Source organism: Streptomyces sp. Root431 (assembly GCF_001426585.1).
Taxonomy (GTDB): Bacteria; Actinomycetota; Actinomycetes; order Streptomycetales; family Streptomycetaceae; genus Streptomyces; species Streptomyces stackebrandtii.
In genome coordinates this window covers 518,527-531,683 of sequence record NZ_LMEI01000006.1, presented here as the reverse complement: position 1 = coordinate 531,683, position 13,157 = coordinate 518,527, and the positions used below count along the sequence as shown (strand labels likewise).

Annotated in this window: 7 protein-coding genes; 3 read left to right on the top strand and 4 right to left on the bottom strand. The window is 74.2% G+C overall.

All coding sequences use genetic code 11. The features are described 5' to 3' along the window. Positions 1–30 precede the first annotated feature (30 nt). Both ASC82_RS06750 and ASC82_RS06745 read right to left on the bottom strand, forming a co-directional pair. Positions 31–1,101, bottom strand: a complete 1,071-nt coding sequence (locus tag ASC82_RS06750) for a phosphatase PAP2 family protein (protein WP_056642942.1) — start codon at positions 1,099–1,101, stop codon at positions 31–33. An 81-nt stretch (positions 1,102–1,182) separates the two neighbouring features. Further along, complete coding sequence (locus tag ASC82_RS06745) at positions 1,183–3,033, bottom strand: glycoside hydrolase family 15 protein (protein WP_056642939.1); 1,851 nt, start codon at positions 3,031–3,033, stop codon at positions 1,183–1,185. 158 nt (positions 3,034–3,191) lie between these two features. Here ASC82_RS06745 and ASC82_RS06740 point away from each other — a divergent pair, with 158 nt between their 5' ends. The 3 genes from ASC82_RS06740 to ASC82_RS06730 all read left to right on the top strand — a co-directional run bounded on the left by ASC82_RS06740 (position 3,192) and on the right by ASC82_RS06730 (position 7,711). Beyond that, positions 3,192–4,025, top strand: coding sequence for a glycosyltransferase family 2 protein (locus tag ASC82_RS06740; protein WP_079039099.1), 834 nt, complete (start codon positions 3,192–3,194; stop codon positions 4,023–4,025). A 676-nt stretch (positions 4,026–4,701) separates the two neighbouring features. Then, positions 4,702–6,558, top strand: a complete 1,857-nt coding sequence (locus ASC82_RS06735; RefSeq protein ID WP_056642936.1) for a glycosyltransferase — start codon at positions 4,702–4,704, stop codon at positions 6,556–6,558. Positions 6,559–6,616: 58 nt separating this feature from the next. Then, on the top strand, positions 6,617–7,711 hold the full coding sequence (locus ASC82_RS06730; RefSeq protein ID WP_056642934.1) for a glycosyltransferase family 4 protein: 1,095 nt from the start codon (positions 6,617–6,619) through the stop codon (positions 7,709–7,711). Between the two features lie 4 nt (positions 7,712–7,715). On the opposite strand, the gene ASC82_RS06725 is transcribed toward ASC82_RS06730, so the two are convergent. Both ASC82_RS06725 and ASC82_RS06720 read right to left on the bottom strand, forming a co-directional pair. Beyond that, positions 7,716–8,510 carry a class I SAM-dependent methyltransferase gene (locus ASC82_RS06725; RefSeq protein WP_056642931.1) on the bottom strand — a complete coding sequence of 265 codons (795 nt, stop codon included), beginning with the start codon at positions 8,508–8,510 and terminating at the stop codon, positions 7,716–7,718. Beyond that, positions 8,510–12,973, bottom strand: coding sequence for an aminotransferase class I/II-fold pyridoxal phosphate-dependent enzyme (locus ASC82_RS06720; RefSeq protein ID WP_347336071.1), 4,464 nt, complete (start codon positions 12,971–12,973; stop codon positions 8,510–8,512). Before ASC82_RS06720 ends, ASC82_RS06725 begins: the two co-directional genes overlap by 1 nt. Between the last annotated feature and the right edge of the window lie 184 nt (positions 12,974–13,157).

Here is a 13,157-nt window from a genome sequence, read left to right as displayed (position 1 = left end):
CCACGTCTGCGTATGCGAGATTGCTCGACATCAAGATATCTCGTGATCGCGGTCCTCCGTAAAGGGCCCCACGAGCTCACCGTCGTGCGGCGCTCCCGCGGCCTCCACGAAGGGGCCGCCGAGGCGGTACGGGGCGGGGGCCCCGTCCACGTCGACGCGGCGGAGCAGGGTGAGCAGGAGCAGTCCGGCGGCGGCGGTGACGCCGGCGGCGAGGGCCTGTCCGCAGCGGTGCGCGAGCCGGAGCTCGGCCGGGTCGTAGGGGGCGGCGGCGGGCAGGGAGAGGGTGTCGCCGAGGAGCCAGAAGCCGGCGCCGAGTCCCACGGCGGCGAGGGCGGCGAGCGGGACGGCCGCGAGGAGGGCGCGCGGGAGCGGGGCGCGGGGGGCGGGGCGGAGCTTGCCCTTGCGGGCGAGGAACGTGGCCAGACCGCAGAAGACGGCGAGGACGACGAGGGCGGCGGCCATGAGGTCGCCGGGGCGGTGGCCGCCCGTCGCGACGGTGTAGGCGCCGACGGCTCCGGCCCAGAGGGTGCCGGCGAGGACGGTGAGCCCCCGCTGGCGGTAGGGGACGACGAGGGCGAGGCCGAAGGCGATGCCGAGCGCGAGAGTGGTCTGCACGCTGGGGAAGCCGCTCTGGAGGAGGGCGCCGCCGGTGTCGAGGACGCGGGGGCGTGGCGCGTACCGCTGGAGGAGTCCCGTGAGCGCGAGGGAGGTGACGAGGGCGCCGGCGACGAAGCCGGTGAGCGCGTACCGCTTGCGCAGGAGGCCGACGGCGAGCAGCAGGACGCAGCCGAGGACGAGGGAGAGCGTGGTGAGCCCGGCGAGCGAGGGGTGCTCGCGGAGCAGGGTGACGGCGGCGGTGTCGGCGCGCCGTCCGGTGAGGGCGGCGTCGCCCCAGCGGCGGCCGGTCGCGGTGAGCACGAGGCCCGCGTAGACGACCGTCAGGAGGAGGACGGTCCCGAGGCAGGCACGCCGGGTCCGGGTGCGGACCCTGGTGCTGAAGGAGCCGGCGGCCTCGCCGGCCACGGCGGCGTACCACCAGGTGTCACCGGTCTCCAGCGGCCTCGGGGTGCCGCGGGCGCGGAGCCTGTCGTAGGAAGCCATGCCCCGATTCGAACCCACGCGCGGCGGGCCCGCCCGCTGGATGCACCCGAACGACACGCCGAAGCCCGCCGGGCGCCGTGATCAGGCCACGGCGAAGGGGCGGGGGGTCGTGCGGTCATGGCGGCGGGTTCCGTACAGCGTGAAGGCCGTGTTCACGAGGGCCACGTGGCTGAGCGCCTGCGGTGTGTTGCCGAGCTGGCGGCGGGCCACCGGGTCCCACTCCTCGGACAGCAGCCCGACGTCGTTGCGGATGGCGAGGACACGCTCGAAGACGGTCCGGGCCTCGTCCTGGCGGCCGGTCGCGGCCAGGGCGTCGGCGTACCAGAACGTGCACGCGACGAAGGCCCCTTCGGTGCCGCCCAGGTCGTCGAGGTGGTGTCTCCCGCCGTCCCGGACGTCGCCGTACCGGCGCAGGAAGCCGTGCTCGTCGAGCCGTTCCATCGCCGCGACGGTGCCGAGGACCCGGGGGTCGTCGGCGGGGAGGAAGCCGAGCCGGGGGATCAGCAGGGCGGTGGCGTCGACCTCGGGGCTGCCGTAGGACTGCGTGAACGACCGCTGTTCCTCGCTCCAGCCGCGGGCGCAGATCTCCGCGTGCATGTCGCGGCGCAGGGCCTGCCAGCGGCGTACGGAGCCGCGCAGGCCGGCGACGCGGGCGAGGCGGACGGCGCGGTCGGCGGCGACCCAGGCCATGACCTTGGAGTGCACGAAGTGGCGGCGCGGGCCGCGGACTTCCCAGATGCCCTCGTCGGGTTCCTGCCAGCGCGTGCCCAGGTACTCCAGGAGCGCGGCCACCAGGGCCCAGGCCGGCGGATCGAGGGCGATCCCGGCCCGGACGGCCGAGTAGACGGTGTTGAGCACCTCGCCGTAGATGTCGAGCTGGAACTGGCCGACGGCCGCGTTGCCGAATCTGACGGGGCGTGAGTTCTCGTAGCCGGGAAGCCAGTCGGCGTGCGTCTCGGGGAGCCTGCGCTGCCCCTCGACCCCGTACAGCGGCTGGAGGTCGGCGGGATCGCCGGCGACGGCCCGGAGCAGCCAGTCCGTCCAGGCCCGGGCCTCCCGGCGGAATCCGCCGCGCAGCAGGCAGGAGAGGGTGAAGGTCGAGTCGCGCAACCAGCAGAAGCGGTAGTCCCAGTTGCGCTCCCCGCCGATGCTCTCGGGGAGGGAGGCGGTGGCGGCCGCGACGACGCCGCCGGTGGGGGCGTAGGTGAGGGCCTTGAGGGTGAGGAGGGAGCGGAGCACGGCCTCCCGGGCCGGGCCTTCGTAGCGGAGCCCGGCCGCCCAGTCGTTCCAGTAGGCGAGGGTGCGCAGGAGGGTGGCGTCGATCTCGGCGGGCGAGGCGGTGGGAGGCACGGGCACGTGCGAGGGGCGCCAGCCGAGGACGAAGGCGACGCGGCTCCCGGCGGGGACGGTGAACTCGAAGGTCGTGCGGTCCCGGGTGACGACGGGGTCGGCGCCGGGGCCGCAGGACAGGTAGGCGGCGTCGGGTCCGGCGACGGAGGCGACGGTCCGCCGGTCCACCGCGCGGGTCCAGGGCACGATGCTGCCGTGGTGGAAGCGGACCCTCAACTCACCCCGCATGGCGACCCGTCCGGAGATTCCCTCGACGACGCGGATGATCCTCGGCACGCCTTCGAGGGGATGGCCATTGGAGCGCGGGGGCATGAAGTCGGTGACCCGGACGGTTCCGGTGAGGGATTCCCAGTACGTGTCGAGGACGAGCGTGTCGCCCCGGTAGCTCCTGCGCGTGCAGCGGGTGCCGCCGACCGGGGCGAGGAGCCACCGGCCGTGGCCGGGGTCGCCCAGGAGGGCCGCGAGACAGGCCGGCGAGTCGAAGCGCGGTGCGCACCACCAGTCGACGGACCCGTCGGTCCCGATGAGCGCTGCCGTCTCCAGGTCTCCGACGAGGGCGTAGTCTTCAATTCGCCCTGCCATGACCGGATTCTATGCCGTCCAGGATTTCCGCGCAGAAAGCGCGAGGGCATTCTTTCGCGTTCGGCCGCATATTCTTGCGTTTTCCTTGACGCGTCGCCCTTCCACGCAGGATTCTGAAATGCGCGGGTTCGCCGCGCGGAAGGCCGTAGGCCGTGCCCATGAGCAGTGACGCGCACCCCCTCCGCCGGTCGACCGACCGGGCGCCGGGCTCCGGCACGCGCACCGTAAGCCTCGTCCTGACGGTCCGCCCCGACGGGCAGGACCCGGGAAAGGCGCTCGACCTGCTCCTCGACCAGGTGCCGCAAGTCGTGCGGGACGTGGTCCTGATCGGCGGTCCGACGGGCGCGGGGCCCGTGCGGGACGGCATGACCGTCCGGACGCTCGGGGTCTGGGACTTCTCCCGGGGCGACATTCCGCACGCGGGACTGCGCGCGGCCACCGGGGACCTGATCGTGCTCATGGACGCCGACGGCAGCATGTCGCCGGACGAGATCCCGCATTTTCTTTATTACCTGGAGAGCGGATTCGATTTCGTCAAGGGTTCCCGATTCATCGCGGGCGGCGAGGTCGCCGACTATCCGCTCGCGCGACGCCTCGGCCACCGGGCCCTGCTGCGCGTCGCGCGCCGGCTGTACGGCCAGCAGCTCACCGATCTCTGGTACGGATTCTGCGCGTTCCGGCGGGGCTTCGTCGACCTGCTCGACCTGCACGAGGACGGGGTCGAGCTCGGCGCGGAGCTCGTCACGCACGCCCTGCACTACGGGCTGCGGGTCGCCGAGGTGCCCAGCCGCGAACTGCCGCGCCGCCACGGCCCTTCGCACCCCCGCACGGTCCGCGACGGCGCCCGCATCCTCGGCACGCTCCTCGACGAGCGGCCGCACAACGCCCTCTCGCGGTTCGCCCACGGCCGCTTCCGGCACGCCGCCGGAGCCCCCGGCACCCCCGGTGCTGCCCGCACTCCTCCGGTTGACGAATCACATCCCAAGGGCTAAGGCTGGAAAGAGCACCATTTCAGGACCTAGCAGACCCTCGGTAGGGTCGGTTGCCGGAAGAGGCTCGTCGTGACCTCACGCCACATCAACCGCGTGCCGGCGGCACCCGCTCCGCACCCCCTGCGGCGGGTGACCGACTGGCCCCTCAGCGAGGCCCGCCGCCGACCGGTCTGCCGCCCCCCGCACCGCCCCGGCGCCCACCCGGCCCGCCGGGTCTCCGACCGGCTCCGCGCCACCGCGCCCGCACCCCTCAACAGGGCGTGCAGGCCCCGGGGCGCCGCCCGCCGCCGACGCGCTCGTACGGTCAGGACGCACGCCCCGCACCGCGGCGGCTCAGGCGGCCCAGCGGGGTCCGACGGTCCATCCGCCCCAGACCACTCCTCCTGCGGTGAGCCCTCCCGCGAGCGCAGTGGCAAGCGCGGTGGCAAGCTCCCCGCCCTGATCCCCCGCACGACCGCGCGATCCGCGCGCCGCGCCTTCCCCCGAGGAGGCGAGGCGTGATGGCGATCCCGCGCACCCGCGAACCGCTCCCCCGCCGGCCCGTACCGCCGGAAGGCCGCCCGACGGTTCGCCATGGCCCGCAACCACACCACCCTCGTCCCGTCACGGTGCCCCGGCTCGCGCGCCCTGGAGCACCGCGACGGGATCCCTGCCGCACGCGGAGGAGGCGGGTCCCGTGACGACCCCGCCCGGTGTCCTCCTCGTCGCGGTGTCCGGTCCGGACGGCGCGGGCAGGTCCGCGCTGGTCCGCCGGCTGGCGACCCTGCTCGGCGAGCGCGGCGTCCCGGTCGTCACCACGCAGTGCCACGGCTGCTTCCTGTGCCGCAGGTTCCCGGTTCCGCCATGGGTGAGGGATGAGGGGGAACCGGGTAGGCGGTGGGCACGACGCTCCTCGGATCCCGGGCTCCGGGGATCCCTGCCGCGCCGTGCCCACGCGTTCCTCGACGCCGCCGAGCTGGCGGTGCGGATCGCGGCCGCCGGAATGAGGGCGAGCGCGCGGGCGGACGGCAGGCAGGCCGTGGTCGTGACCGACCGGGGCCCCCTGGACGGTCTGGCGCGGTTCGACCCGCCCGTCTCGTCGCCCGTCGCGCGCGCCTTCCGCCGGATCGACGGCCTGTACGGTCTGACGCTCCTCGTGGAGACCGGGACCGAGACGCCGCTCGGGCGCGGCCGGGGAGACGGCGCCGGGCCGCCGGCCGCCTGGTGGGCCCGCTACCGGGCCTGGTCCGTACGGCTGCCGCAGGTGGCGCTGATCGACGGCGCGCGTGCTCCGTCGCTCGTCGCGGGCACCGCCCTGGAGCTGGTCCTCGACGCCGTACGGGAGAAGGCCGCGGCCCCGGGGGACGGAGACGGGGGGATCCCGGACGGCGTGCCCGACGGGCGTCCGCACGTGGTGGTCTCCGTCTACGACGACGCCGACGACCCCGACTGCCGGGGCGGGACCGGTGCCGTGGTCGTCGGCAAGGTGGCCCGCAGGCTCGCCGAGGAATTCCGCGTGACGGTCGTGACGGCGGGCCGCCGTGCCGGGACCGAGTACCGCGACGGCATCCGGTACGTACGGCTGCCCGTGGGCCGGGCGGGACCGCGCGCCGGACAGCTGGCGTTCCTGGCACTGCTGCCGCTCGCGGCCCGGCGCATCCGGCACGACCTGTGGCTGGAGAGCTTCGCTCCCCCGTTCGCGACCGGTCTCGTGCCCCTGGCGACCCGCTCCCCCGTCGTCGGCATCGACCAGGGCCGCGGCACCGGGGCTCCGCGGCGCGCCCACCACCTGCCGTTCTTCCTGACCGAGCGGTTCGGGCTGCGCCGCTACCGGCACCTCGTGGCGACGAGCCAGGCGGACGGCGCGGTGATCCGGCAACTCAGCCCCCGCGCCGACGTCCAGGTCATCGCCCACGGCGTGGAGCCGCGCGTCCTCGACGAGTCCCGGCTCGGCAGGGGGCAGTTCATCCTCTACCTGGGGCGGATCGACACCTGGGCCAAGGGCCTCGACCTGCTCCTCGACGCCTACGACCGCGCCGCACCCCCGCTGGACCTGCTGCTCGCGGGCAGCGGCACACCGGCCGAGGAACACCGGCTCGCGGCGCTCGTCGCCGCCCGCGCCCCGGGGCCCGAGCCCCGGATCCACTGGGTGGGCCGCGCCGACGACGATCGCAAGCGGCAGCTGCTGCGCGACTGCGCGTTCCTGGTGGTGCCCTCGCGCCACGAGACGTTCGGGCTCATGGCCCTCGAAGGCATGTCGTACGGCAAGCCCGTCCTCCACTTCGACCTGCCCGCCCTGCGCTGGATGCGCGACGGCGGCGACGTGGCCGTCCCGCCGTTCGACGTGGCGGCCTTCGGCGAGCGGATGGGCGAGCTGGCCGGGGACGCGGCGCTCCGCCGCGGCCTGGGCCGGCGCTCCGCGCTCGCCGCCCGGCACTACGCGTGGGATGAGACGACGGGCCGCTACCTGGCGCTCGTCCACCGGCTCCTGGACGCACCCGCCCCCGCACGGCGGCCGAGGAAGAGGGGGACGTCATGGCAGACGACCCGCTGACCCGTGCGTCCGGCGCCGTCGGGAGCCGCCGCTCACCGGGCGGCGGCGGGGGTGCGTGATGGCCCGCCGTGAACGCCCTGCCGGGCGGCCCCGTGTCCTGCTCCTGACCAGCAGCCCGCTGGACGGGACGGAGGGCTCGGACGTCCGGCTCGCGTCCGACGTCCTCGACGCCCTGCCCGACATGGACTTCGTCTGGTTCACCCCCTGGCCCGGCCACCGGCAGGATCCGCCGCGGCGCGGGCGCCCGGTGCGCTTCCTTTCCCGGGACGGCGTCCCGCAGCGGGCGCAGGCCGCGCTCGCCGGGGCCGTGCTCGCCCGCCGGGTCGACCTGGTGCACGCCTTCCTCTCCGTCGGCCGCGCGTTCCCCGTCTACTCGTGGCTCCGTCCGCTGTTCCTCGGGGGGCGGCCGGTGGTCCACACCGTGCCCGGGGTCGCGGAACCGCGGCTCCTGGCCCGCAGCAGGCCGCTGGGGACGACGGTCGCCCTGTCGGAGTCGATGGCCCGCAGGCTCCGCGCCGCGGCCTACGGGGACGTACGGGTCATCCCGCCCATGATCGACCCGGACGCCTGGCCGTACCTGCCGCGCCCGAAGGGCTATCCGGTGGTCCTCTTCGCCGGGCACCACGATCCGCGGGGCGGCGCGGAGGCCTCGATCGACGCGGCCGCGGAGGCGTGGCACGAGGGGGCGAGGTTCCGGCTGGTGCTCGTGATGCGCGCGCGTCACGGGCAGCATCCCGGCATGCTGAACGAGGCGCTGCGGGAGCGGGCCGGCGCCGCGGGGCTCCCCGACGTCGAGGTCCGGGGCCACGTCGAGGACATGCGGGCCCTGCTCGCCTCGATCCACGTGCTGCTGTTCCCCCCGGAGGTGCTCGGCTGCAAGGCGGGCATCCCGCTCCCCGTGCTCCGGTCGCTGGCCACGGGGCGGCCGGCGATCCTCAGCGACCTGCCGCAGTTCGCGGACTTCGGGCACGCGGTGCTGCGCGCCCCCGCGGGCGACGCGCGGCGCACCGGGCAGCAGCTGGCGTGGCTGCTCGACCAGCCGCGCTCCTGGGACGTGCTCGCGGAGCGGGGACGCGCGCTGGTCGAGGACCACTTCGGCCCCGAGCGGTTCGCCGCCCGGTACGGGGCGCTCTACCGGGAGCTGCTGTCCTGACGGTTCAGGGGTGGGCGCGCCGCAGCGCGGTCAGGAGCAGGATTCCGGTGTCGCCGTACTCGGGCAGGGTGCGGTCCTTCGCGAGCCGCTCGATGAGCAGGCCGGTCGTACGGGGTGCGAAGACGGCCCGCAGGGCGGCGGCGTCGACCGGGCAGGCGGGCCAGACCGGTCCCGTACCGATGCGGTAGCTCGGCATGCGTTCCATGAAGGAGGCCACGAGCCGGCCGCCGGGGCGGACCGCCCGGACGAAGGCGTCGCAGAGGGCGGTGAACTCGGTGAAGTCCTCGGTGACGCTCTCGGCGACGAAGTTCATCGACGCGAGGGCGTACGTGCCGTCGGTCAGGTTCTCCGCGGTGCCCCGCACGACCCGTACGGGCCGGAGCGCGTCCGTCAGGCTCTCGGGGAGCGCGGGGTCGAGGCTGCGGCACAGGGTGTAGAAGGGCCGCCAGCTCTCGTCGGGGCCGTCGGCGAGCTGGTGTCGCAGGTAGCGGACGCTCGCGGCGCTCGGTTCCAGGGCGTCGATGCGGTGGGCGGCGGCGCCCGCGAGCATGAGGGGGTAGAGGTTGGGGCCCGCGCCCAGTTCGAGGGTGCGGGGGAGGCTGCCGGGGGCGAAGGTCCGGTAGACGGTGGCGTGGTGGCGGATGACGCCGACGTCGCAGGGGTGGAGCCTGCGGTAGTTCTCGGCGAGGTAGTCGGCGACGGGCCAGGCGTTCCAGTCGGCGTCCCTGTTGCGGCGCGGCCCCGCCCGGTCCGGCGGGTGTCGCCGCCCCGGCCGGCCGGCGACCCAGGCCGCGTCCATCACCGCTCCGGGGGCCGACGGCCGGCCGTGACGGCGTCGGGGCCCGGGGCGCCGGCGTGCTGGAGGGTGAACCGCTCGGCGAGCGCTGTGAGGGCCTCGCACAGCTGCCCGATCTCCTCGTCGGTGTTGGCGGCGGTGATCTGGATGCGGAAGCCGACGCGGTCGCGCGGGACGAGCGGGTAGGAGGCGAGCGTCACGTAGATCCCGTGCTCCCACAGGAAGGCGGCGACGGCGTCGAGGTCCTCGGCGTCGGCGAGCGGGATCTCGATGATCGGGAGCCCGTCGGTGTTCGGGGTGGCCAGGCCGAGGCCCCGGACGTGGGCGAGGACCACGGCGGTCTTGCGGTACAGGTCGGCCCGGATCTCGTCGCCGCGCTCGTCGTTCACGTCGAGCCCGGCGAGGGCGGTGGCGAGCGAGGCCGTCGGCGAGGGCCCGGAGTAGAGGTACGGGGCCGCCGCCACCTTCAGGTGGTCCTTGAGCCACTTCGGGACGGCGAGGAAGGCGAGCAGCGAGGAGAAGGCCTTGGAGAAGCCGCCGACCAGGACCAGGTCGTCGTAGGTCTCGCCGAAGTGGCGGACGATGCTGTTGCCGCGCGAGCCGTACGGGCTGCTCTCGCCGGGGCCGCGCTCGCCGATGACGCCGAAGCCGTGGGCGTCGTCGACGTACAGCAGGGCGCCGTTCTCCCGGCAGATCCGGGCCACGGTGGGCAGGTCCGGGAAGTTGCCCGTCATGCTGTTGACGCCGTCCATGCAGACGAGCCGGCCCGCGTCGCCGGGTGCGCCGCGGAGCAGCGTGGCCAGCTCCTCGGGGCGTTCGGAGCGGAAGCGGTGGATCTCGGCGCCCTGGCCGCGGGCGACGACGCAGCCGTCGTACACGGTGCGGTGGGCCTGCGCCTCGATGAAGATCTGGCCGGTGCCGGCGAGGAGCGGGATGACGGACTGGTGGATGAGGGTGATCGTGGGCAGCAGGAGGGTGTCGGGCGCGCCCAGGAGCTCGGTGAGCCGCTCCTCGATGCGCGGGTAGAGCCTCGGGCTGCCGATGAGCCGGGACCAGCTTGGGTGGGTGCCCCACCGTCTGACCTCCGGCATGATCGCGTCCATGACCGTGGGGTCGAGGTCGAAACCGAGGTAGTTGCAGGAGGCGAAGTCGATCAGCCAGTCCTCGCCGACCCGGATGCGACGGCCGTCGATCTCGTCGATGACGGCGTCGCACATGAGGCTGGTCCGCTGGAGGTGCTCCAGGTCGCGCCAGCGCGTCGCGCGCGGCGGCCGGCCGGTCCTGGCGGGGGTGTTCGCCGTGCCGGCCATGGTGGCGGGGGCCGTCCCGATGGTGACGGGAGGGGCCGCCGGGGCGGGGCGGGCGACGGGCTGGGGGCCGAGCGGCGGGGCCCGGTGCAGGTACGACTCGGCCTGGTGGGCGGTCATCGGCCGGGCGAAGAGGAAGCCCTGCCCGTAGCGGCAGCCCATCTCGGCGAGGAGCTCCCGCTGTTCCTCGCGTTCGATGCCCTCGGCGACGACGAGCAGGCCGAGGACGTCGGCGATGCGCACGATGCCCTCCACGAGGGCGACCTGCTGGGGGTCGGTGGTGATGTCGTCGATGAACGACTTGTCGACCTTGAGGATGTCGATGGGGAACTCTCGGAGGTAGCTGAGCGAGGAGAATCCGGTGCCGAAGTCGTCGATGGCGATGGAGACGCCGAGGTCCTTCAGGGCGGCCATGGTCGTACGGATCTGGGCGTCCTGGCGCATGAGGACGGTCTCGGTGAGTTCCAGGACGAGCGAGCCCGGGGCGAGCCCCGAGGAGCGGAGGGTGCGCCGTACGCCTTCGAGGAAGCCCGGGTCGCGGAACTGGCGGGCGGAGACGTTGACGTTGGCGTACAGGGGCGGGCGGCGCGGGCGGGAGCGCTGCCAGCGGGCGATGTCGAGCGCCGCGTGTTCGAGGACCCAGGCGCCCAGCGGCATGATGTGGCCGCTCTCCTCGGCCAGGGTGATGAACTGGTCGGGCGGCACCATCCCGCGCCGGGCGTGCGGCCACCGGATGAGCGCTTCCAGACCGGCGGGAGCACCTCCGTCGACTTCGACGATCGGCTGGTAGCGCAGGGCGAAGGCGTGGTCGGCGATGGCCGTGTCCATGCCCGCCTGGAGTTCGTGCCGGGCGACGAGCCGGGAGTGGAGCTCGGGGTGGAAGAGCCGCCACCGCTTCTTGCCGGCGGCCTTCGCCGCGTACAGGGCGAGGTCGGCGTGGCCGAGGAGCTCCTCGGCGTGCGCACTGTCGAGGACGGTCGCGATGCCGACGCTCGTGGAGACGGAGACGGCTCCGTCGGTGAGGTGGAAGGGCTGGCTGAGGGTGTGCACGATCTCGGCGGCGAGGGTCTCGGCGTCCCGGGGCTCCCTGGCCCCTTCGATGAGGACGGCGAACTCGTCGCCGCCGAGCCGGGCCGCGGTGTCGGTGAGCCGCAGGACGGAGGTGAGCCGGCGGGCGACCGCGACGAGGAGTTCGTCGCCCACGGAGTGCCCCATCGTGTCGTTGACGACCTTGAAGTCGTCGAGGTCGACGAAGAGCATGCAGGTCAGGGTGGACTCGCGGCGGCCGCGGAGCAGGGCGCGCTCGATCCGTTCGAGCAGCAGGACGCGGTTGGGGAGGCCGGTGAGGGAGTCGTGGAAGGCCCGGTGGGTGAGCTCCCGCTCCAGCTTCCGCTGCTCGGTGACGTCCCTGAGGGTGAGGACGAGACCGTGCACGGTGCGTTCGTCGCGGAGGTTGCTGCACCGGACCTCGACCTGGAGGTCGGCGGAGCCGCCGGCGCCGCCGGGCCCGCCGTGGAGAAGCTTCCAGTCGTCCCGGGCGTCGACCGACTGGTGCGACCGGGCGTCGGCGAGGACCCGCAGGGCACTGGCCTTGTCGGAGGGGGCGAGCAGCTCCGTGAGCGGGGTGCCCGGGAGCAGGGAGTGGCCGAACATGGCCTCGGCGGAGGGGCTCGCGTACCGGACGGTGTCGTCGTCGTCGACGATGAGGATGACGTCCGAGGTGTTGTGCACGAGCGTACGGAAGTAGGCCTCGCTCGTCCGGCGGTTGACCTCCTCGCTGAGCCCGAAGCGCTCCAGGGCGAGGGCCGCCTGGGAGGCGAGCGACTGGGCGGGGCCCGCGATCTCGGAGAGCTTCTTCTCGGGCCCGGCCAGGAGGAGCACGCCGAGCAGCGGTTCGCGTCCGGCCGGGGTCTGGAGCTCCAGGGGGCAGAGCAGGGCGTGCGACTCCGGCGACACCTCGGCGGCGACGGCGGGGTCGAGCCGGGTCACGGGCAGGAGCCGGGCGCCGTGGGCGACGAGCTCGGGCCAGGCCGTCGCGGGCGGAACGGTCAGCCGTTCGGTCTGGCAGCTCCACGGGTGGGCGACGGTGGCCACGGCGTTGAGGCCGCCCCGGCCCCTGGTGAGGAGCAGGACCCGGTGGTCGGTGCCGGGGCCGAAGAGCGTGGCGGAGGCCGTCTCCACCGCTCCGCCGACCTCGCGCGGGCTCAGGGCGGCGACGAGGGAGGCGGCGGCGACCCGGAGGCTGCGCTCGCGCGCCTCGGCCTTCCCGTGGGCGGTCATCATGCTCCACAGCCGGGCGAGGACCAGCAGGAACATGAGGGCCGAGAAGATCGCGATGACGGCGATGTCCTGGTCCCGGTCGTCGCGGAGCGACTGGAGGAGGAGCAGGGCGGGGGCGACGAGGGAGGCGCCGGCGAGGAGCGCGAGGCGGCGTTCCGCGACGCGCGGCGCCGGTTCGGGGGCGCGCTCGGTCAGTCCGGTCATCGAGGGGTGGAGGGCGGCGAGGCCCCAGGCGGTGAAGAACACGACCCAGCCGAGGTCGAAGGGGGTGCCGACCTGCCAGGTGCCCTTGAGCTGGAGGGTCCCGTAGATGACGTCGGAGGCGAGGATGCCGCAGGTACCCAGCGTGAGGAGCTGTACCGACCGGGAGCGCAGGCCGCCGGGGACGAGCAGCCGGGCGAGCATCGCGAGCATCAGCACGTCGCCGAGGGGATAGGCGATGGAGATGGCCTTCTCGGTCCACGTCATCTCCTCGCTCCGGGCGAGCGGGGTGATGAGGTTGACCCAGGAGAGCAGCGCGAGTCCCGAGGTGAGGATCAGCGCGTCGAGGACGACCGCGAGGTCGCGGCCTGCGGCCCGGTAGCGGATGAAGCCGAAGAGGCCGATGGCGAACAGCGGGTACGTGGCCAGGTACAGGGCGTCGGCGACGGAGGGGAAGGGCCGGGTCTGCCCGAAGAAACCCTCCAGGGCGTTGTAGGCGGTGTCGCCGGCGACGAAGGCGAAGTTGGCCGCGGCGAGCACCAGCCAGGGCCAGCGCCGGGCGGGCCGGTGGAGGTGCACGCCGACGAGGATGGCGATGACGCCGCCGAGGCCGATGAGGGCCCAGAGGACGGTGTGACGGGCGGGGAACTGCAGGTAGGCGACGGTCAGCAGGGTCACTATCAGGAGATAGACCAGCGTCCACGTGCGAAGTGACGCGGACGCGAAGAGTGACCGGATGGGCTGAAGCAGCGCCATCGTCGACCGCCCCCTTGCCGGGTCGGACGCCGAGGGGACGCCCTGGTCGCGGATACGGAATCCGTACGGACCCCGTACGGAGTCCATTGTCCGGGGGCCCGGAGGC